Source organism: Litoreibacter sp. (assembly GCF_058136045.1).
The window spans coordinates 413,589-435,281 of the sequence record NZ_JBYVDD010000006.1 but is presented as its reverse complement, the minus strand read 5'-3'; the positions used below and the strand labels follow the sequence as shown (position 1 = coordinate 435,281).

The 21,693-nt window shown below is 50.0% G+C and carries 20 protein-coding genes; 11 read left to right on the top strand and 9 right to left on the bottom strand.

What is annotated here, in order from left to right:
- Positions 1-143 precede the first annotated feature (143 nt).
- The 5 genes from AC3Y7R_RS10550 to AC3Y7R_RS10530 all read right to left on the bottom strand — a co-directional run bounded on the left by AC3Y7R_RS10550 (position 144) and on the right by AC3Y7R_RS10530 (position 2,678).
- Positions 144-755, bottom strand: coding sequence for a DNA-3-methyladenine glycosylase I (locus tag AC3Y7R_RS10550; protein WP_490041995.1), 612 nt, complete (start codon positions 753-755; stop codon positions 144-146).
- Positions 756-758: 3 nt separating this feature from the next.
- Positions 759-1,046, bottom strand: a complete 288-nt coding sequence (locus AC3Y7R_RS10545; protein WP_490041994.1) for a YciI family protein — start codon at positions 1,044-1,046, stop codon at positions 759-761.
- 2 nt (positions 1,047-1,048) lie between these two features.
- Positions 1,049-1,630 carry a TetR/AcrR family transcriptional regulator gene (locus tag AC3Y7R_RS10540; RefSeq protein ID WP_490041993.1) on the bottom strand — a complete coding sequence of 194 codons (582 nt, stop codon included), beginning with the start codon at positions 1,628-1,630 and terminating at the stop codon, positions 1,049-1,051.
- 198 nt (positions 1,631-1,828) lie between these two features.
- A complete protein-coding gene (locus AC3Y7R_RS10535; RefSeq protein ID WP_490041992.1) occupies positions 1,829-2,245 on the bottom strand; it encodes a hypothetical protein in 417 nt (138 codons plus the stop codon).
- A complete protein-coding gene (locus tag AC3Y7R_RS10530) occupies positions 2,232-2,678 on the bottom strand; it encodes a helix-turn-helix domain-containing protein (protein WP_490041991.1) in 447 nt (148 codons plus the stop codon). The genes AC3Y7R_RS10535 and AC3Y7R_RS10530 overlap by 14 nt, the downstream gene beginning before the upstream one ends.
- A gap of 103 nt (positions 2,679-2,781) precedes the next feature.
- Here AC3Y7R_RS10530 and AC3Y7R_RS10525 point away from each other — a divergent pair, with 103 nt between their 5' ends.
- The 3 genes from AC3Y7R_RS10525 to AC3Y7R_RS10515 all read left to right on the top strand — a co-directional run bounded on the left by AC3Y7R_RS10525 (position 2,782) and on the right by AC3Y7R_RS10515 (position 8,924).
- A complete protein-coding gene (locus AC3Y7R_RS10525; protein ID WP_490041990.1) occupies positions 2,782-3,021 on the top strand; it encodes a hypothetical protein in 240 nt (79 codons plus the stop codon).
- Between the two features lie 256 nt (positions 3,022-3,277).
- Entirely contained in the window at positions 3,278-4,873 is a 1,596-nt protein-coding gene (tnpC, locus tag AC3Y7R_RS10520) for an IS66 family transposase (RefSeq protein ID WP_490041989.1), read from the top strand.
- Between the two features lie 277 nt (positions 4,874-5,150).
- Positions 5,151-8,924, top strand: a complete 3,774-nt coding sequence (locus tag AC3Y7R_RS10515; protein WP_490041988.1) for a dsDNA nuclease domain-containing protein — start codon at positions 5,151-5,153, stop codon at positions 8,922-8,924.
- Between the two features lie 321 nt (positions 8,925-9,245).
- Here the strand turns inward: AC3Y7R_RS10515 and AC3Y7R_RS10510 are convergent, their stop codons facing one another.
- From AC3Y7R_RS10510 to AC3Y7R_RS10495, 4 genes are all read right to left on the bottom strand, one after another.
- Positions 9,246-10,157: an NAD-dependent epimerase/dehydratase family protein gene (locus tag AC3Y7R_RS10510; protein ID WP_490041987.1), complete on the bottom strand. Its 912-nt coding sequence runs from the start codon at positions 10,155-10,157 to the stop codon at positions 9,246-9,248.
- 37 nt (positions 10,158-10,194) lie between these two features.
- Complete coding sequence (locus AC3Y7R_RS10505; protein WP_490041986.1) at positions 10,195-11,055, bottom strand: LicD family protein; 861 nt, start codon at positions 11,053-11,055, stop codon at positions 10,195-10,197.
- Between the two features lie 64 nt (positions 11,056-11,119).
- Positions 11,120-11,845: a glycosyltransferase family 2 protein gene (locus AC3Y7R_RS10500; protein WP_490041985.1), complete on the bottom strand. Its 726-nt coding sequence runs from the start codon at positions 11,843-11,845 to the stop codon at positions 11,120-11,122.
- Positions 11,846-11,847: 2 nt separating this feature from the next.
- Positions 11,848-14,004, bottom strand: coding sequence for a glycosyltransferase family 4 protein (locus tag AC3Y7R_RS10495; RefSeq protein ID WP_490041984.1), 2,157 nt, complete (start codon positions 14,002-14,004; stop codon positions 11,848-11,850).
- A gap of 216 nt (positions 14,005-14,220) precedes the next feature.
- Here AC3Y7R_RS10495 and AC3Y7R_RS10490 point away from each other — a divergent pair, with 216 nt between their 5' ends.
- The 8 genes from AC3Y7R_RS10490 (at position 14,221) to AC3Y7R_RS10455 (ending at position 21,654) form a co-directional block, all read left to right on the top strand.
- The gene (locus AC3Y7R_RS10490) at positions 14,221-15,057 is read left to right on the top strand and encodes a class II fructose-bisphosphate aldolase (RefSeq protein ID WP_490041983.1); all 837 of its coding nucleotides are present in this window, start codon (positions 14,221-14,223) and stop codon (positions 15,055-15,057) included.
- Positions 15,048-16,589, top strand: coding sequence for a xylulokinase (locus tag AC3Y7R_RS10485; protein ID WP_490041982.1), 1,542 nt, complete (start codon positions 15,048-15,050; stop codon positions 16,587-16,589). Before AC3Y7R_RS10490 ends, AC3Y7R_RS10485 begins: the two co-directional genes overlap by 10 nt.
- Positions 16,590-16,593: 4 nt before the next feature.
- Positions 16,594-17,775, top strand: a complete 1,182-nt coding sequence (locus AC3Y7R_RS10480) for an iron-containing alcohol dehydrogenase family protein (protein WP_490041981.1) — start codon at positions 16,594-16,596, stop codon at positions 17,773-17,775.
- Positions 17,772-18,491 carry a phosphocholine cytidylyltransferase family protein gene (locus AC3Y7R_RS10475; protein ID WP_490041980.1) on the top strand — a complete coding sequence of 240 codons (720 nt, stop codon included), beginning with the start codon at positions 17,772-17,774 and terminating at the stop codon, positions 18,489-18,491. Before AC3Y7R_RS10480 ends, AC3Y7R_RS10475 begins: the two co-directional genes overlap by 4 nt.
- 15 nt (positions 18,492-18,506) lie before the next feature.
- On the top strand, positions 18,507-19,142 hold the full coding sequence (locus tag AC3Y7R_RS10470) for a hypothetical protein (protein ID WP_490041979.1): 636 nt from the start codon (positions 18,507-18,509) through the stop codon (positions 19,140-19,142).
- Positions 19,143-19,711: 569 nt separating this feature from the next.
- The gene (hemP, locus tag AC3Y7R_RS10465) at positions 19,712-19,888 is read left to right on the top strand and encodes a hemin uptake protein HemP (protein WP_490041978.1); all 177 of its coding nucleotides are present in this window, start codon (positions 19,712-19,714) and stop codon (positions 19,886-19,888) included.
- Positions 19,885-20,364 (top strand): hypothetical protein, encoded by a 480-nt coding sequence (locus AC3Y7R_RS10460; RefSeq protein ID WP_490041977.1) that lies wholly within the window; start codon positions 19,885-19,887, stop codon positions 20,362-20,364. Before hemP ends, AC3Y7R_RS10460 begins: the two co-directional genes overlap by 4 nt.
- Before the next feature lie 30 nt (positions 20,365-20,394).
- Positions 20,395-21,654: an imelysin family protein gene (locus AC3Y7R_RS10455; protein WP_490041976.1), complete on the top strand. Its 1,260-nt coding sequence runs from the start codon at positions 20,395-20,397 to the stop codon at positions 21,652-21,654.
- Positions 21,655-21,693: the final 39 nt, after the last annotated feature.

Sequence of the window (21,693 nt, the reverse complement as noted above, 5' to 3'; positions counted from 1 at the left end):
GTCAACTGACTTCCGGAATTTTGGAGATTGAGGGGGTAGGTTGGCTCCAAGCCGCCATTCAGATAGTCCGCATCAAGTGATCGCTGTGCGGGACAAAGCGGCCATACCTGACGAATGACCCAATGACCGCTATAGGGTAAGGGTTAACGGGAAGGGGCTACAAATTTCAGCCTTGTCTGTTCGGCTTTGTCACGAATGATGCAGCCCTTCGCGTGGTCGTTAATGAGACCCATTGCCTGCAGGAAAGCAAAGACTGTCGTGGGCCCCAAGAATTTCCAACCCCGTTTTTTCAGCTCCTTTGTCAAGGCACGGGATGCGGTCGAGGTTGATGCTGTCTGCGGATCCGCAAGAGTATCTGGCTCAGGTTCAAAACCCCAGACAAAAGCCGCGAGCGATCCTTCCTTCTCCACGAGCTCATACATGCGTTGCGCGTTGTTGATTGTTGCTTCGATCTTGCTCTTGTTTCGCACAATCCCTGAATCCGCCATCAAACGCGCCCGGTCTGCGTCCCCGAAAGTTGCAATTTTAGTGTAATCGAAACCCGCAAATGCTGTGCGGAAGTTCTCGCGTTTATTCAATATCGTGCGCCAACTCAAACCAGATTGGAAGCTCTCGAGACATAGCTTTTCGAATAAGCGAGTGTCATCGGAAACTGGGAAACCCCACTCATTGTCATGATAGTCGAGAAACTCGGGCGCGGCATCACACCATCGGCAGCGAGGCTGGCCGTCCGGCCCTGTGGTCAATTTTTCCATCACTCAGGCCTTCAATATATCAAGGCCCGATGCGGTCTTTTTGACATCCACTTCCGTAATTTCGGCTGTGACAATATCGTTGGCGACGAACGGATCTGCATTCACGCGCAATTCGATCTCTTCGCGGCTTTCCCCGATTGCCAAGACTGCACCACCGCCTTGGGGCTTCAGCGAGCCAACGCACTGAAAGACTCCGTCAGAAAATCCAGTTGCGATCCATTGGTTATGCGCTGCTATGAATTCTGGGGCGGCGGCTTTGTTTGCGGAAAATTTGAGGAGGATAATGAACATATTCAGTCTTTCGTTGATGATGTGACGGTAAGAGAACCAAGCCAGTCTTCGAGTGCTGCAACTTCGGCAATAAGGTAGTTTTCATCGCGATAAGCCGAAGCCATTACTGCAATGCCCTGCGAACGTCCCAGAAGGTGGAGGGCAAGTGACGCGGACTCATCACCATGGCCGAGTGCGCAAAATTGGTCGGCGATCCAATCCCTGAACAACGTAAAAATCTCGGTGGCACGCGATTGCGCGATATGATCCAGTTTCGCCAGTTCCGTTGTAAGTGTACCAACGGGGCAACCAAATGCCATGATCTTGGTTTGATTGATCAGCAGGATGCGGATGAATGACACAATGCGTGTTTTGGGCGGCGTATCGGTTTCCCACTTTCCAAGCATGTGTTGTGTTTTTGAAAGCCTTCGGCTGATCACCGCATCAAGGATGTCATCTTTGGACTTGTAGTGGTGATAGAAGTTACCGCGCGAAATCCCGACCGCACCCGCAATGTCTGCGAAAGAAGTCGCTTCGAATCCGTTTTCATAGAACAAATCATGGGCTTTTTGTTCGATACGTTCGCGTGTCTTTAGTCGGGTCATGACTACCTGCTTGAAAGTTACAAGCGCATACTAGGACAATCGTCCTAATTTTGTCAAATTGTCCTAACCGGACGTTCATTGTAGGCGCAGCATGGGTTGGAATGGGCTCGCTGCTGCCATTCGCTGCAGGATCCACGAACGCCCGATTAGTGATGATATTCTTTCAGTACAAAGCTGCGGCGGTCTTTCAGAAGATCATCATTTATGATGCAGAAACACGAGCACTAAAGCGCTCCCAAGGAAGGCTGCGCCACATACCATCGATGCCATAGAGAAATAAAACCAAATGGCCGAAGCTCGTCCAATTTCCCATTGCGTCGCTACAAGTTCATCATAGGGGAGATCTGCACTGAGAAGCCCCACACGTCCCTGCACGTTCAACATTTGAATGTAAGCAAAGAACGACGCAAGGGTCAGCCCAATACACATGATGATCAGGATTAGAACACCGAAGCGTTTCCAATCCCACTTGCCACTCCCACCATCTACTTGGGCATGTTTGTCCAAGCCTGCTGCAATCATTAACTCTTTCAGATCGCCCGCCTTATGAAGTTGGTGATTTGAAGCGTCGATGACATCGCCGCCAGTTTCGATTTTTTCTTTAACTGTGGCCATTGTTTTCAAGCATCTGATCCATAATGAAATCGTTAGGTGGCAATTTCTGGTCGGTGCTCCCGTTCAGGAGTAGTGCAGTGTAAATTTGAGAAACGAGCCTCCATCGTTCCTCGCCTGAAAGAACGATGCTGCGCAGCGCTGCTCGCTCTTCAAGCGCGATTCCGATACTACGAATCTCCGCCAGTATGCCAGATTTGTGCCGCATGCTGACGTCCGATTCGTCGCCGTACATTAGCCAAATCGGGTCTATCGCAAATTTCTCCAAAAGCAGTGCCAGCACTGGCAAAGGTATATCGCGGTCTCCACGCACATAGTTCTGAAGGCTGGTTCGGCTGATACCAAGCGCCTCGCAGAACTTACCTTGTGACAATCCCTCGATACGCCTTACGCGCTCAAGCCTTTGTCCGATTTCTTGGCTGCTGCTCTGTACCACTGGCTTTCCACTGCAAACTGAATTCTTTACAATTGAACACGTATGTGTTCAATTTTCACCGAATCACACACAATTACGTCACTTTACGAGATTATTGCGCAAAATGGAACAGAATCCAACACAAACCCACTTAGAAACCCCACAACAGTTGGCAAACCGTGTTGGTGTGCCTGTCGCAAGTATCAGACAACTTATTCGATCAGGCCAACTGGATCACATTTTCCTGTCGGCGGGACGTCGCAATCCTAAAGTACCCGAAGGGGCTTGGGAGCGTTACCTTGAGAATTTCACCGTTCGTGCAAATCCTCAAACCAAGCAGATAATTCTTGGAGGCCCCTCATGAAGCATTAACTCATCATAGGGACTGAAAAAGGTTGAGCCCGGCGGATTGCACTCCGACCGAGCTCAAAAAATCGCTTAGTGACGATCACCTATTCATCCCCCCTACAGACGAAAAAGTCAAGATGGTGGTCCACTCTGCCCGGCTCACCACCTGAAGTGCTGTGCTCACAGCGAACAATGGGATGAAACTAATAATGCAAGAAATACAGTCAGCCAGCGCAAAGCTCGCTAGGCACTCAGATCGATATGTCTTGAACTTGGCGCTGCTGATTGCTGAAGCTGATCTTCAACGTGACCTCGACCATGACAATCAGATGGTTGAGAAGGACGCTTTCATATCGACAACGAAGGCAAAACTACAGGTCACGACAGCCGACAATAGACGTCTCAGAGCCCAGCTGAACAAAAGCCAAGACATGCAGTTTGGGCAATCCAGCGAGAAGGTCTCCAACGGGAAAAAGACAGATGGCGATGGGGCTGCATCGGTTGAAGTGCCGCCGGATGAGCCCATGCCAAATTCAGGAGGCGCGGAAGCACAACCCCCAGCGAATAAGCCAAAACCGCGAGGCATGCTTGGCCGTCAGACTGTTGAAATCCCCCCGCATCTCCCACGAGAAACACATGTCATCACACCGCCCAACGGCTCCGTTTGCGAGTGCGGATGCGGCATGCGCCTTATCGGCGAGCAAACCATTGAGAGGCTCACATACAAACCGGCTGAGGTGCGCGTCATCGAAGAACGCTACCCCAAGTATGTCTGCCAAAACTGCGACCGTTTTGTTCAGGCTCCGGTTCCTAAACGTGCATTTGATCAGACGCGTTTTGATGATCGTCTTATTACGGGGCTCGCCGTTAGCAAGTTCGCTGACTACATCCCCAATTACCGGCAAGAGCAAATATTCATGCGATCCGGTGTTAAACTCCATCGATCTACCATGGGACGCCTCATGGATCAGGCTGTCGATGCGTTGCTCCCTCTCTACGACGCATTGAACAACGATCTGAAATCTAGCTCCAAATTGCTGATGGACGAGACGACGCTGGCGCAACTTATGCCTGGGACAGGTAAGACCAAGACCTGTTTTGTTTGGGCTTTGTGTCGTGATGACCGCCGCTGGAAAGGGAATGCGCACCCCAGTGTCGCCTTTCACTTCAAACAATCACGCAAGGGCGAACATGCTGAAGATATCCTAGACGGATTCAATGGCACGCTGCAGGTCGATGGGTATGCCGGGTACAATCGCCTCACCCGCGAAAGCCGCGTTGGTGGCCCGGTCGAATTGGCATATTGCTGGGCACACGCGCGGCGAAAGTTTCTTGATGTTCACAAAGCGACCAAGTCGGACAAAGCGTACCAAGTGTTCACCTTGATTAATGACATCTACGCCATCGAACATGACTTGAAAGGGCAGCCTGCGGATGTTCGGCGAGCGGTCAGGCAGGCTGAAAGTGCGCTTCTGGTAGCTAGATTACATCAACTGCTCCTGCAATTTTCTGAACAGATTTCGATGAAATCAACTTTGGGAGACGCCATCAAATATACCCTGAAGCTATGGGATGGATTGGGTGTGTTTCTGTCAGATGGTCGTGTCGAGATGGACAACAACGCTGTTGAGAACACTATCCGGCCAATCGCGCTTCTGCGAAAGAACGCACTCTTTGCTGGGTCTGAAATTGGTGGACGAAACTGGGCGGTGATGGCCAGTCTTATCGGAACATGCCGATTGAATGGCGTTGAACCGTACGCCTATCTGACTTGGGTGTTCGAGCAGATGGCCAAGGGGCATCCGCGCTCAAAGTACCACAAGTTGCTGCCATGGTTCTGTCCGAACGGTCAGTTCGGTATCGAGTAACTTAGATCATCAGGAGGATCAATTATCCCGCCCGGCCTCCGCCGGGCGGGCAAAAGGCGTGTTCTGTCGATTCCGTAAATGAGGGCGGAAAGCGACCCTTCTCTGCGACCGCGAAGTGATCGGAACAAATGGCCAAAAGCTGACCTTGGGTTGCAGTACTTAGAAGCGGCAGAGAATAGGCTCAAGAGTTTTCGCCTTAGATCGAAAGATTGGCCCGCGCAGTGGTAGGGGTTAAGGTGCCCTGTGATTACAGTAACTAATATCAGGTGCTCGACTTATGCCTAGCAAATCCGATCGTCCTTCAGCTGGTTCAAACGCAGGGAGAGGCTTCAGATATCAAGATTTGATCGGTGCATTATACTGCGTACGCATGCTCGTTGGTGATGCTGAATTCGGTGCAATTGTTCCCGAAGGTTCAGACGATTTTGAACTCCGCCAGACTGACAAAGAAATCATCTTGGTAGATACTAAATCCACGCGCGCCAAGGCGCGGGCGCGCACTGTGTCCGAAGATAAAAAAGCACTTCGAGGGCTTTGGGATAGGCCACTAAAGCCGGGAGCGGTGGTAAATGAATATTGGCTTGTCACTGAGCGTAGTCGTACTGGTTCGGTATCATCTAAGGCATCAGCAACACCTCTTTTCCAAAACCAATCGATTCCATCCGCGAGTAGATCATTTCTTGTTCTTGAAGCTGATCCTTTGCAAGAAGCAATTCAAGTGCTGGTCGAGCGCAGAAACCTGCTTCCCCTCGCGGCAGAACTTGTCACGCTAGCTTTGGCTCGTGAGATTGGTGTTCTCGCGAATAACAACGGACCGCTGGCTTTGGAAGATCGCCACCAGCTTACGACTTCGGATGTCGAAAGGATTTCTGCACGTGTACTGGAAGCTGTAGATGTTGAAAGGCTCGAACAAGTTTTGCGTTCCGGTTTTTTGTCCCCGGTTGATCTGGCAACACCTCTTGAGGACAGCGGTTTTTATCTAGGTGTTGACGTTGAGCCGGGTCACTTCGCATCTGGCCTTGCCTTGGACCGGCCCGAAGCTGTTGCACAGGTCCTTCAAGGCTTTGAACGATCACGTGCAGTTGTGGTAACTGGTCCGTCTGGTTCCGGTAAATCCGGCCTCATGTGGAATGCGGTCATCGCTTCTCAGCTGGATCGGAGGTGGTTTCGTATCGCTGGAACTGGTGTTCCGGACGAAGAAGCGATGACCGCTTTCTTTGCTGCATACTCAGGAACGCCGATTGGTCTGGTCGTAGATGACATTGGTCGCGGGCGTCTCGATGTTTGGGAAACAACTCGCCTGAGAACCTCATCGAATCCAGATATCGTGGTTTTGGGGTCATTGCGCACCGAAGACGCGCCGTTGCTTCAAGCGCGTCATTCGATTTCTGAAATTTCGGGCGCAGCAGATGCATCTCTTGCAAAGTTGCTTTGGACAAAACTTCGAGATCAGAACTTAACAGCTTGGGAGGGCTGGGAAGAACCTTGGGCAAGATCAAAAGGGCTGCTTTTGGAGTATGGTCACATTCTCACGCAGGGCGATCGCCTAGATGCTGTCGTACTTGACCAAGTCCGGCGACGGCTAACGGAACAACGAGATACTGAGCTTGCCGTACTTTCGGCAAGCGCTCCTGCTGCAAAGCATGGTGGGGCAGTTCTGATCCGCGCTCTTCAGGCGCACCTCGATTTGTCGGCTGCCGATATGGCGCGCGCGTTAGAAAGGCTTGTTGAAGAACATTTGATCCGCGTTGATCAAAGTGGCACGCGACTGACTGGTCTCCATGCACTTCGCGCATCGGCCATTTGCGATGCTTTGGCAGAAATTGGCTTATCTGCACACGAGGAACAAGCGATCTCGGCGTTAAGCAGCGTCACGCCGGAAACGCTTGAATCGAGCATCGGTGGTCTTGTTGCATCTGGTGTAATTGATGAAAACACTGTGGTTGAAACACTTTTGAACAGAGAAGGCTTCGGACATTCTTTGAGCGAAATGGCAAGCGCTATCAGGGGTATTCGACGTGGTGCCCTCGCACGTATAGCAAGGGATTGGACCGCAACATTAGGTCAGAAGGACATACCACCGAAGCTTGCGACGTTGGCAGCGATGTTTGGTGCTGCACCTTCGGCGGATGCAGGTGTTTTTCAACTAGAAAGGCTTTCTGAGGCAGGTCGTGAGCTATTTTCCAATGTCGCCACGCGCCCAACGCAACCCCAGCTCGTTAGCGCCATTATAAATGTGCTAACCTCGGATAGTGATGGCATAGCAAACGAGATCGTGGACGCGCTGGAAGCGTTATCTATTGCTGAATTAGAAAGCGGTCAGTTAGAACAATTGATGGCCGCGCGCCCGAACCTTGCAGACTTCACAATAACTGACGTCGTGCGGGTTCTTGATGCTGCTGAGGCAATCAATCCCTCTATTTCAGAGGCTTGGTCAACGAAATCAAGCAGCAATCGGCAACTGGTGGACCGCCTTACAGAAGAGACGGCGTTTGCCCTACCAGCAACATTCAAAATTCAGGATGATCTTCTTGTCGTACAAGCGGACATTTTCGAAGCCGCACTAAAAGCAGATGAGAATCCGAACGACCGATTGTTTAATCATGCGAAGGCCATCCTGCGTTTAGTTCCATCTGCAAGCGTTGCACATGTTCGGTTGGTCAACGCGGAAGGTGCAAAATCGCTCCATATGGATGCCGAAAAGCGAATTCCACGAGAGAATGCCCCTCCCGACGCACATTCAAGCGCCAATCGTCATGTTATGGATGCTGTTGCACGCGAAGTTGGTGGAGAAAGCTGGTCAGCTTATTTGTCTCGTGGGGAGGCCTTGATGGTTCGTGGCCAAGCAGCCTTCAGGCGGTTACTCGACAGCATGCTGGTTGGGCGGGTGAATGAAGACGCATTAAATGAATTGAACACTGTCGTTGCGGACTGTGACAGTCTGATCCCACCCTTTGAAACAAGCGATGGCGATGTCGTAGATGCACGCCAAGGTGGCCAATATCTGACGCCATTTCAGGACGTTATTTTCAAACTTAACGCGCCTTTGGCCGCAGCCATCACGAAGTTTCCCGAAGACGCCCCACGTGTTGCTGCACAGGTGCGTGACCTGATTGATAACGTTGGTAAAGCTGAAAAAGAGCCTTGGAATCTGGTCCGAGACTCGATCCCTAGTACCCTTGGAGACATGCGAGGATTGTTGAATGACATTGAGATTATCGCACTAGAAGCTGTGGCCTCTGGAAAAAGCCCGCAAGCGAGATGGCCAAAGGCAAATAAGAAACCCAAAAAGGCGTTCGCGCTCATCGCAAATGGCTCCCGTAATGCGTTCACCAAGCGGCTTGAAACAAGCCGCCGCGAAATTGAAACCGCTGTGCAAAAGGAGCTTCTAGAAGCAAAAGTAATCGGTCCGAGACTAACCGACGGAAATATATGGCAATCACGCTTCTATGCAACATTCCCTTTGACATCATTGGGTGCACTTAGAAAGTGGGTTGGAGAATCACGCCAGATTGGCACGCGAATTTCTTCTGATTTAGAGGATGCAGTAGATGTTGCGCTTATTCCGACAATTCAAGGGAAAGCCGCAATCGACTTCGCATTGCAGTTGAGCCGGCTGAAACCAAGTTCAATAGTTGGGGAGTTACTTCAAAGAACGGGCCGTGTCGATTTTCTAGCTCGCCCAGATTCGGAGATCGTGAATCGTCTGGCCATGCCCATAATAGAGGTTCCTGATGAGCTTGAGGGTCTAATAATTGCCTTTCGCGATCTTGCTGGGATGTCGGTGTTCGAACTTGGCTTACCCGGCAGGCCTGAACTGGAGCAGCAAAAATTGGAAAGTGCTTTAACAATAATCGAAACAGTGGGCCCTACGCTTGATGCACGTTTAGCCAGTATCAATCATCCCGTATCCGAGAAGCTGAGGCTCGTTCTCCAGGCAATCAGCGGAGAATCCGAAGCCGAAACTGAACTAGACCAAATCGAAATCAGTGAATGGTATGACGCCCAAATGGGGCTTCTTTGGAATGCTGCTGCGGAGGACGGATCATAGGTAAATTGCAGTTCTGTTTGCAGTCTATGAACCCCAGAAAATTGGAACCTCGCGGTCGTAGCGAACGTCTCCTATTTCGGGCAGCACCGCAGAATGTCAACCAGCAGTTCAATGGCTGGTTTGGGCCGGAAACGCCAAAATCTTACATCCCCATATTGGCTACCGCCAATATAGGCTCTGTTTGGACAGGCGGGAAGGCCTCAAATAAGGGGTCAGATGCAACGCTTACGCTCATTCAAAAGGTTGAGCAAACTATACTTCAAAGTGGGGGAAGTTTCGGGGAACAGACTAGGACCTGTCCCAAATTTTTGACAGGCTGATTCAACCGACACGGTGTTTCACAAACTTCTCGATGCTTCCTGAGAGTAAGGTCGCTGCTTCCCAGTTTAAAACTGCTTTAGCCTTTGCGCAATCAAGTACGGAATAAAGTACATCTGAGCTGCGCCCGTCAAAATGATTTTTCTTTAGACGTATACCTAAAGCACTTTCAACGAGGGAGAGTACTTCATGTATTGCCATGCCACGTCCCGACCCAATGTTCATGATCGTTTTCACTGCATTAGGTTCCTCTGCGGCCTTCAAAATACCCTCAGCAAGATCATCGGCATCAACGAAGTCTCTAACTTGGCGGCCGCCATCAAAAATGTGTATCGGCTTGTTTTGTAGGGCTGCATTTATAGCGATAGGGATAATCCCCTGTGTCGGGTTGCTTTGCCAACGCCCGAAGGGATTGGACACACGTAGTATGCGATAGTCTAGATTTTTTGTACGGCCCATGAACTCGAGGCCCTGCTCGATCGTTGACTTCCCCAAACCATAAGGGGAAATAGGTTCAATTGCTGCTTGTTCTGAAATGGGTTGGGTATGGTTAGCCCCATACACCGTTCCACCGGACGAGATGAAAACGATCCTGACATTCGGATTGAGTGCAGAGGCTTTTGAGAAGAGTTTCATCGCGGGCAATACATTCAACTCATATTCGAGCCAAGGGCGATCAACGAAGGTGTGTGGAACAGAACAGGATGCAGCGTAAATTATCGTTTTAGTTTGCCGAAGTATCTTATCCTGGCTTTCCTCAAAGTCAGCTAGAGACATAGCATCAATAAACGGTGCGAGTGATGATGCGAAGTTCAAGTCGGGTGACCGCGAAATAACAGTTGCTTCCTGTTCGCCCTTGAAGAGCCTGTGGCACAGGTGTCGCCCGATAAAGCCTGTACCGCCAAAAATTAGCATCTTACACTCGACCTTCCAGTCGCTCGACTTGCTGTTCTCATTTCTGTTTTGCTCGCGTAATAATTTCAGACATGTGTTGTGTGATCAGGCGATCAAATTTTTCATTGTATTCGACAAAATGGGATACGGACCTACCCCACGGATAGGTATAGGTATCATCAGGCACACGCCAGTCTTCGCCATAGCAAAGGCTAAGAAATTCAACGGCGGATGCCGGAATTGAAATCCTCTGCCCCTCCATTTCAATATACTTCAATGGGAAAATACTGCCCTTTTCAATTTTCCCGTGGGGATAGGCGAAAATCTCCCCATCTTGTTCCCAGCATGGGAACAAGTCCATCTGTAGTTCGGTTCGCAAGCTTATGTGCTTGCATCCGTTTTCGACATGCCATGAGCTCAGCATACCCAAGTCTGCAAGACTCAACATGAGTTCTATTGTGCGTTCAACTACTTCGTTCAATGTGTTGCCGGGGATCATAACACCTAAGTCTGCATCATCATCATGCGCAAGAAGTTTGCCCTCTCGTATGGCTCCCAATAGCGTGCCAGAGTTGATAAAGCTTTCATAGCCTAGGTCTGACAATGTCTTTGAAACATGCTGAATTTGCCTCCACGCATCGGCTTGATCTCGGCTGCCCAGGCTTTTTTTGTAGCCGTGCTCCGTGATGACCATTGGGTAGATCAGGATCGTTAGGTTGTCCTTGAACTCACGAAAGTGTTCTGGGCTACTGATCGACTTTAAGTGGCGTAGTAACTTCCAAGTGCGCTGCGGCTCTACTGCATCACAAGCATATGAAATAATCGCTGCCATGAGCCATTCTGAACTGTCTTGGTTTTCATCGGAAAGTTCAAAACCTGCCCGAATATACTTGCTTCTGATAGCCGCCTTGTTGTCCATTTTGAGTCCGTCAATAGTTCATAGGTTTTGTCTGAGTTACTGCTGATTGCAGCTACTAGTTCGTTCAAATTGCTAATGGGCCAGCGTTGAGCGGCCACATTACCGACTTAGAGTTGCTTACCAGTGACATTTGAGACCCTACCCTTCGCCGTTTAAAGTGAATTGTTTCGGGAACCGGCTTATGTGGGATTCCATTCTCGTAGGTCAGGCAGGACCAGTGCCAATCTTCATGTCCAAATTTTAGTATTAGATCGTTCTTCTTGAATGGATATTTACGGTAAATTTCTGTGGGGGCAAATGACATCGCGTCCCAATAATTAGTCCAGGGCAGATAGTTCGGGTCGAACAGTGCGTTCTCTGAATCTACGTGCCACCAAATGTTGGAGGTTTCTCCAAACACAACATTGCAATCGGATTGCAAAACTGCGTTTGGATGTTTCTTTGAATAGTGCCAAGCGTTGGCGATCCAATTCTCAGACCACAGGTCGTCACCATCAAGAAAGGCCGCACAAGTCCCGCTGGCAAGTTCAATTCCGTGATTTCTAGCCAAAGCGGGATCACCTAAATCCACATCGGAGATAATCGAGTTTTCAGGCAGAATACTAACCAAACTATTCTTTGTAATAGCGTCCGTGCGGTCGAATATCGCTATGAACTCGCATGTGATGCCAGAGGTTTCCGCTGCATATGCTGCAGTAGCCAGAGCACTTTTTCCCGTAACGGCAGTGATAATGCCCTCACGATGACAGGTGATGATGATCGAAACATCCGGATTTTTAATGCAAGACATGATTAAAATTTCTCCTGGAGATCGTGTATGGCAGCTTTGAAAGCTCGGTCCGAGTGCCGCTGTGCGACTCGTGCTTGCAATGCCGAAGCGCGATCCACCCTGTCAATTTCCGAAGAAAGCATATCATTAATTGCATTAACATAGCCAGCGACGTCGGCATCACCTTTGACAAGCCACCCTGTTTTCTCGTCAATAAGCTCAGGCACTCCACCTACGCCACTTGCTACGATGGGGACCCCAAGCGCACCGAGTTCTATCAGAATTGTGGGCAACCCGTCCCAGGCGGAAGTATAGAGCCAACCATCTGATTGAGAGAGGCGAAGGTCGTCATAAGACACAAACGGACCATTCATATTGATGTTGTCAGGCAAAGCTGAAAGATCGGGTGGAGCGTCTAAGACCGCCTTTCCGAAACATTCAAAGTCAATTTCTGGCATTGCGAGTGCAATTTCACAAAACAGGTCAAATCGTTTCTGACGGTCAAATCGACCCGCCCATATAAGCTTTGGCCTTTCCCGCGTCGTGTGTGACTCAACTTGTAGCTCTGCCACAGGCTTTGAGGTAACGGAGCATTGCGCAGGCGTATGCATCACTACAATTTTTTTCTTCAAGTGATCCGGCAGGGCGAAGCGATCTGATAAGATATTAGCAAGATATTGGGTGTCGACCAAAGCTGCATTCAGCCATGAGAACGTCTCGGCAAAGAACTTCACCGGATAGCCTGTTTCTAGGCCATCCGTGCTTATATCCGCACAAAAGAAGTAAGCGTAAAGGTCGGTAACTAATGCCAAGCGTTGGCCAAATTCTTTAAACAGTTCGAACCCTGCCCGACTGTTGACGTTGTATACCGACTTCGCGTCGAGGCGCCTGATTTGCTCATAGAGGACCCGCAACCTGACATGCTCGGGTACTGAAGCGAGATCACTAGACAGGTCAACGGTATCAACATTTTCTGGGAACCAATTCGGCTGGCTCCAATCGCTCTGATCGGTTCTGATAATGAGTATGTTTTCAGCATCATCCGCTAGACGCGCTACAATGCTTCCCACGAGGTCCGCGCCACCCATCTTGCAAAACGGCATGAGGATGATTGTGCTGTATTTATCTTTAGGAAACTTGCGAGAGATCGTACGATAATTAAGATAGTCGGCATCATGCCAATATGCCACAAATGATGGTGTGCGCTCACCTAGATATCCGACTGCCGGGTCCAGTTCAGCCGCCCCTGCGCACAGCTCATGAAATAAGTTGGAAGTCCTGAATGACTGCATGCGCTGCAACTCTTCAGCGGCGCCATCGCGCCCCACTAGGCCACGAAATGCTTCATCTACAGAGCTGGTGGGCTTCGTCTCATTCATAGGAAGAGATTGGCTTGCAAATGTAAAGTTGTCTAGAAACTGACGTTTCTCCGTAAGGCCGTGACAAATAAAATGTTCGAACAGCCAACCGGGAAACAACTTTAAATCCAAATTGGAAGCTAGGTACTGCTTTTCGTCGAAGATCGGGGTCGGGGATATGCGGCTTTTGATCCCAACTTCCAGCCAGTGACGAAAGGCACCACCTTCCTTAGTAGGAAGGCTAAGTGCTTTCTCGCGGAGTTGGTTTAGATAGTGGATTTCATCAAACATGGGTCCTGGCGACATGCCATCCGACAGGTCAAAACACACGTACCTAAGAAAGCATTCATTGTCCGAGACAGTATCGTCTAGTTCTTTATGGCCGCGGTAGTATTGGGCAGAGAACATTCGTGGTAACAGCTTGGAAAATAGTTGGTCTTCGAAACCGATAGTATCAAGGCCAAGCTCTTTGAGCAAAGCACCGATGCTTTTTATCTCCAAATCGGGCCTTGGCGCCTCTTTGTCGAAGCTAGGCGCCGTTTTCAGGTCATGTGACTTGCCGAACTCGACATAGTGTTCCAACGGTGATTTGTTATCTGGGTTGGTTCCCATGTACATATCTAGGTAGAAATCGTTGCTAAACCCTTCCCGTGGATCTCGACCCTCAGTCCAGCCATGAGAGAGGTAGTGGTCCAGCGGAACTACCTTAGATTCGGCTACATCCGGATATCTATCAATATAGAAGGAAGCATCAAATTCGTCAGAAATCGCTAATTTGACTGAAGGAGCATGAGCTCCGCTCCGTTTGGAAAAGAGTTTCAACGGCAAGATCCTCGATTAACGATTACTAGGCTGCTAAGTATATTGCTAGCTCAGAATGCGCAATGTTAGCGTGCGGGCATCCGATTGCCAACATCTCGGATATCCACTAGTAAGCTCAGTGACGCCCCTTAGAGATCAAGCTATACGCGGCATTCCGATAAAGTGGTGCTAACTTTTATTCTGCTGAGAGGGCCTGAGTTGGACATTCTTAACGCTATGATTGATGCGAAAGCCGAAAGTCGGGCGCTCGCGGCGTTCAATGCGGCAACCTTAGAGGCAATGATCGCGGTTGGTCAGGCGTCAAATGCCACAAAACAGCCGGCAATCATACAAACTTCAGCCAAACTCGTTAAGAGATACGGCGCTCTGTATCTTAAGTCGTTGTTTGATGCCTCGGTCAAAAGAACTGGCGGGCAATGCTTCCTCCACCTTGATCACTGCGATGATCCATCCATTATCGAAGCCTGTATCAAGGCTGGATGGGACATGATCATGTTTGATGGGTCTCATTTGCCGATTGGCGAAAATTGCAAGCTAGCTAAAGAAGTCGTCAAGTTAGCCCATGACCATGGAGTAGCCGTCGAGGCCGAAGTCGGTGCCATAGGTGGGGAGGAAGATGGTCGTAGTGCAACTGTGAACTATGCCAAGGCAGATGATATCGAAATGATATCGGCAACCGGTATTGATTGCCTTGCTGTTGGCTTTGGCAATGTGCACGGAGATTATGCCCATAAGACCGATTTGAATTGGAGCATCTTCGAGGGCGCGCACCAGTTCACTAAATTACCTTTGGTGTTACATGGTGGTTCGGGCTTAACCGATGAAGAGTTCTTGCGTGCCATTCACGCAGGCGCGACCAAAGTGAATATTTCAACAGACTTCAAAAAAATATATGCTTCCGTCCTAGCGACGGGCATTTCCGAGGCCGCCATTCTGAAAGATCCCGCTGTCTTACATGACACGTTGGTCTCTCAATTGGGTGAAGCTGCCGTGAACTACATTGAGCTGTTTTCTGGCATGCGTCAAAAGACAAAGGAAATCTCATGCAATTAGTCATCAATCTAGGTCTTAAGAGCATTCGTGCCATTGTTTTCGACGAATCTGGAAGGCGAATTCTGACATCAGCGCGCCGCGTAAATTCGAGGTTGGTTGGCGAGAAGGTTGAGCAAGACGCTTTGGAATGGCGTGACAAGCTTTATGACGTTGTCCACGAAGTTTCCGCATCGTCCGATCACAAGTCTGCGCTCCGAAATGTGACCGTATCATGCTCGGCAAGTTGCCTGGTTGGGGTGGATGTAGATCTGAACCCTGTCACCAAAGTAATAATGGTCTCTGATCGCCGCGCTCAAGAGCAAGCTAAGCAATTGGCCGAATTACCCGAAATGCAACGGCTTGCTAAAAAATATGGCTATTCAGCAAGTGGCTATAGTCAGTTGGCACGTATTCTCTGGTTGGCAAAGAACGAACCAGAGGAGCACGCGAAGGTTCATAAGTATTTAGCCCCCAATGACTACCTGATTATGATTTTGACTGGGGGGCAGTTTAAGACTGATATCTTGAATGCTGAGAAGTTCTTTTACGACAACGACGAAGGTAGTTACCCGAGCACTTTGCTGGACAACTTGGGGATTAGCGCTGATTTGCTGCCGGAATGTATTGAAATTGGTACGAACCTTGGGCCAATGTCAGAAAAGGTTTGTAGTGAATTAAAAATTGAAGGGCGCCCCGAGGTGGTTGTGTCAACCTATGACGCAATATGCTCTGTTTTCGGTACGGGAGCTAGTGAGCCGGGCCAGATTTGTGATGTTTCTGGAACCGTGACATCAGTCCGGATGTATTCCGATAAGAAGTTTGTCGACCCGAAATCAAGGGTGAATTGCCAATACTTTCCTCCAAGCAACGGCTATTTGATTGGAGGATCAAATAATTTAGGTGGCGGGCTCATTGAATGGGCGAAAAGCTGTTTCTACCATGGCGACCAGAACCCCTATGAACAAATGCAGTCCGATAGCTCCTTTGAGGGTGCTGAGAGCAAGAGCAATGCTGGCCTGCTTTTCCTCCCTAATCTACTCGGGGCCCGCGCCCCAAGTTGGAATGCCGACGCGCGCGGTGTGTTTTTTGGCTTGGAACGCCACCACAATCGTGGGGACATGATGCGTTCGATATTTGAGAGCATTGGGTTTGAGATCCGCAGCTTCTTAGAGGTGTTTGAGGAGAGTGGGGTCTCCTTGAAGATGGTCACAGCAAGTGGCGGTCTGTCGAGAATAACCATTGCCAACGAAATCAAGGCCTCAATCACGGGGCTTCCTTATCACTATATGGACGAGATGGAATCAACCAGCTTAGGGGCTGCTATCATTGTGCTATGCGCGACAGGTCGCTACTCATCATACAAAGAGGCCTGTGGAGATATCATTGCCACGAGGCAGATTTTCATGCCACGACAATCCGATCGTGAATACTATCAAGACATGTATGGTTTATATAAGGAACTCACTGCGGGTATGGAGCCGATGTTTGAGGCGCGAAAGTCGCTCATTCAGAAGCATCAATCCAAACATTTTGAAACCATCGAGAACCTGTAATCCCATGAAAAGCCAGAAATTCGGAACCTCAACAGAAGCCTACTTTGGTGACGGTATGCGTTCCAAAGCGGTCGAAATACTTGGATTGTCGGATGATGATCATGTTTTAGTTGTGACATCCAAGGGCTCTCTTGGTCGCCCCCAGGTGGCAGAGCTAATAGAGTCATTGCGCGCATCTTCACGCGTATCAATATTCACATCTGTAAAGCCAAACCCACGTACGTCAGATATCGATGAATGTACGAATCTTTATAGCGAATCTGGCGTTTCGATGGTGTTAGGGATTGGCGGGGGAAGTGCCCTAGATCAAGCTAAAGCAACTTCAATGACACTTGAGTTGCGCGAAACCGTAGCTGCGGTACTTGCGCGCAAAGACCCACTTCCGCTACGAAATATCAAACTGGTTTTGATGCCAACGACGTCCGGAACTGGCGCTGAATTGAGTTACGGTGCCATCCTTACTGACGAGGTCAAAAGTGAAAAGCTGGGTCTGCGTGGTGCAAATCTTGCCGCAGACATAGCGATTGTCGATCCAGAGCTCACTTTTGGGGTGCCAGCAGGGATCACTATGACTACTGGCTTTGACGTACTCACACATGCATTGGAGACTTGGCTTTCAAACAAAGCAAATGAGTTCACGCGCGATTTGTCGGAAAAGGCGCTTAAATGTGTGTTTCAGTGGCTGCCTGTTCTTGCCGAGGATCCATCTCACAAAAAGGCTCGTCACGAGATGTCATATGCCAGCATGATCATGGGGGCCAATCTCGCACTATCTACCACTTGCCTTCCGCATCGGTTGCAATATCCAATAGGCGCCGCAACAGACACTGCCCACGCCGACGGGCTTGCAGCGATTTATCCCGCGTGGCTTGATTGTGAACTTGGCCGCGCAAATGATAAGTTGGCCGAATGTGCGTGTTGGGTAGGAGTTTCAAAAGGGGATGACATTTCGGTAAACGCAGCGCTGTTTTGTAAGGCTGTAATCGACCTTATGCGCACCACTAATATGCAAGTTAATTTGACTAACCTTGGTATAACTGATGACTTGGTCGAGGTGATGCCTAGCCAGGTAAGCGGCACACTAGACACGGACCCCTGCTACGCAGGGCCTGATACCATACGATTAATCTACCGCAATTCGTTTGATGGCACCGTGCCAGTATACATGAAAGGAATATCTCAATGAAAGCTTTACTGCTGGCCGCTGGGAAGGGGAGTCGGATCAGTACGATAACTGATGGAATGCCCAAGAGTATGCTGCCTTTGGCGGATACAACATTGGCTGGGTATTCTCTTAGGAATCTTTGGAATGCGGGCATTCGCGACTTGGTCGTTGTTTTAGGGTATCGTCGCGCAGCTCTCGAAGCACATATTCGAGAGCTTTGGCAAGGGAACTTGGAAGTCGTATTCAACCCGCACTTCGAAACGACTAATGTCTTATATTCTTTCTGGCTAGCCACCCCGTTTTTACGCGATGAAGACTTCATTTTTCTCCATGCCGACACAGTGTTTGAGCAAAGCGTCATGACTAGTTTGCTTGAGACCGCTCCAGCTTCTGAGTTGGTTTTCGCTGTTGATCGCCATCCATGCGAAGAAGAAGAGATGAAAGTGCAAATCGTGAAAGGCGCGGTGAAACTCGTCACTAAAATTATGCCAAGTGAAGACGCTGATGGTGAATTTTTAGGAGTGGCTCGCGTGTCTCGTGAATTGTTGCCGCGTTTGCTCCATGCATCAAACGCGCTTTTTGAAGCTAAGGAATTTCAAGCCTTCTTCGAATTGGCCGTACAAAAACTGATTGATACGGATGGACTGAAAGTAGATGTAGCTGATGTCACAGGAGCTGCTTGGCGTGAGGTGGATTTCCCCGAAGACTACGAAGCTGCTCAAAGCCTGTTCAACTGACAAAAGGGGCTTTCAATGGAAATTGAAGACTTTACTAGAAACTTCGAAAGTCTAGGCGACAACTGTGAGCTTGGCTTCATCCAGCGTTTTGAGAAAAATGAAGAGGGCGGTCTTCTGAGGTGGTCAGTCAGCCCTCCGGCATCTTTGATACAGGGAATTACGTACGATTTTGCTGATCTGTATCTAGAAAAAAACCTGACTCCACACACAGATGGGATGGTTTTGGACAGTAAGTATGGCTTCTATTTTCACACGGCAATGCGCTCTGAGAAAAAAGTATTTGTCCATGAAGGGGAAGATCGTAGTGAGATTTACCGTAAAGAGTACGATAAAGTGCAGTATCTGGTTGAGAAGTTGAATGGCCTTCTGGCTTCTGGTGAAAGAACCTTCGTTTACAAGCACAACGAACATATTAGCGATGCGGTTCTGAAAGAGCTAAGTGAAGCTATCGCTAGTAAAGGCCCTGGGAAACTCCTTTACGTGAGCGATCAGCTTGATAGCGAAACTGGGAGTGTCAAACATCTAAGCGGCAATATATTCGTTGGAAAAATTGACAAGTTTGCTTCTTACTCCGAGGCCAATCAGCCCTCGATAAATGGGTGGCACTTGATCCTAAAAAATTATTTGGAACTGCAAACCAGCTTTGCTTGAGGTTTCCCTAGATTTGTAGACACCTGCGTTCAACTTCAACTGCCTTACTTCATAGTTAATCGGCTGCTGTTCGTGTGCTTGTGGTTCGAATCAGTCATAAGCAAGCCTCTATTGAGCAGGTGAGGCTTGCGTAGTGGAAATACGTTGACCAATCGAAGCATCCCCGCTGGGTGCTTTTGTGCCGGGCAAGCAGTCGCGCTGCGGCTTGGTGGCTCAATTGAGCAGGCCAAGAGCCTAAAACCAAGATAATTCCGAGTAAATTACTCAAGAATGACGAGAGTGCTGGTTTGATGGCTTTTAGAATTGACTCTTTTTGTCAAGTTTATATAACCAACTAATATAGTCAACAATGACGCCATAGTCCTAGCCACCCCGTTTTCTATGGGAAGCCCGGAGCCACATAGACATCCGGAGGCACCAATGGAGCCACGCCCGACTTCACGATTGCGTCATGTAGACGCCGCAGAGCCTAAGCCTTGCTGGAAAGAGCTACTCCAGAATGCGCTTGATGGAATTTACCCCAATGACCCGCGGTTGGAAGACATGCTCGATCGCTTTGAGAGGATGCCATGAACGCCATGAATCTTCCCCCCAAACTAGCCCCTAACTCCGTCCCTGCGGATGACCTGCCGACCTATGATGCGCGCGCATTGATTGCCAATGGGCAGCAGGCACGCGTCATGTTGGATGGCCAATCTTACTTCCTGCGCATCACCCGTGCTGGCAAGCTGATCTTAACAAAATGACCCCTGAACATCATAAACGCGGTGGGGCCTCTCTTGCTATGCTGAACACCATGCTGCCCTGGGAGGCAGAGCTTGTTTTGAACCTGCGCCTATGGTGTGACGGGCCAGACGGGCAGCGCCAAGTTCGGACTACGTTTGCTAGGGTCTGGCCGCAGCCGGAAGCGCAGAATGAAATTTGCGCATTCGAGGATTTGGTTGGGATTGTCACAAAACACGCGCACCGTCCACTGGTGCGCCATGAAGTGACATGTTCCTGCGTTGGGTCCGACGAGTGCATTTTTACGCACCTCGTCTCAACAGCCTGCGAAGGGCATTTAGCCGATGCGGCATTGATTGCCACATTGTTGGTGTCCGCATCTCAAGCAGAACACGTTGCGCTGCTGGCCGGTCAGGTCGGCAACGCTACCAAGCGGATGGTCGCCCACTATGACCCCCGAACAGACGCCGTTTCGGCGACTGTACATCGACTACACTAACTACTTGTTGCAACAAAAGGACAGCAACCCATGAAGACTACTCTTGCTGCCGTACTTGGCACCACCATGCTAATTGCGGCCCCCGCCTTTGCGGATAAGGCAGCCGTTCTCACCAATTATGCCAATATCGCCGCCGCCACTTATGGCGACAGCCTAACCACCGGTAAAGCATTGCAAACCGCAGTGAACACGCTGGTTGCACATCCATCCGCGGAAAACCTGCAAGCGGCAAAATCGGCTTGGTTGAGCGCGCGCGTGCCTTACCAGCAAACCGAAGCTTACCGTTTTGGCAACGCGATCGTTGACGACTGGGAAGGCAAAGTGAATGCTTGGCCGCTGGATGAAGGTTTGATCGACTATGTGGACGCGGCTTATGGCGGCGCTACGGATGAGAATGAGTACGCAGTACTCAATGTCATCGCAAACCCGTCCTTCACCCTTTCGGGTAAAACTGTGGACGCGGCGAAAATCACGCCGGCGCTGTTGGAAGGCGAATTGCACGAGGCCGATGAGGTCGAGTCCAATGTGGCAACCGGCTATCACGCTATTGAGTTTCTTTTGTGGGGCCAAGACCTGAACGGTCATGGCACCGGTGCAGGCAATCGCTCGTGGACGGATTACGCGTCCGGTGATGCATGCACAGGCGGTAACTGCGACCGTCGCGGCGATTATCTGAAAGCGGCCACCGATTTGTTGGTGTCTGATCTGGAATGGATGACGGCGCAATGGCAGGACGGCGGCGACGCTCGTACCCAACTTATCGCAGACGAAAATGCGGGCATCTCCGCGATCCTGACTGGCATGGGCTCTATGTCTTATGGCGAGCAGGCCGGCGAGCGTATGAAGCTTGGCGTGATGTTGAACGATCCGGAAGAAGAGCACGATTGCTTCTCTGACAACACACACAACAGCCACTTCTACGACGCATTGGGCATCCGCAACGTCTATGTCGGTAGCTACACCGGCGTTGATGGCACCGTGACTTCGGGCACCTCCTTGTCTTCCCTCGTGGCTGCGGCCAATGCGGACGTCGATGCGGAGCTGGTAGCCAAGCTGGACACAACCATGCTGGAAATGGCCGAGATGAAAGCCGCCGCAGAAGCGGGCTTTGCCTATGACCAGATGTTGGAGCGTGGCAACGCCAACGGCGAAGCTTTGATCATGGGTGCGGTTACTGCCTTGGTTGACCAAACCAAAAGCATCGAGCGTGCAGTTGATGCGCTGGGCGTAGCAACTATCGCGTTTGAAGGGTCCGACAGCTTGGACGATCCGGAAGCCGTGTTCCAATAAGTAATTTGATTACCTAGCAAAGGAGGGGGTGGCATGCTG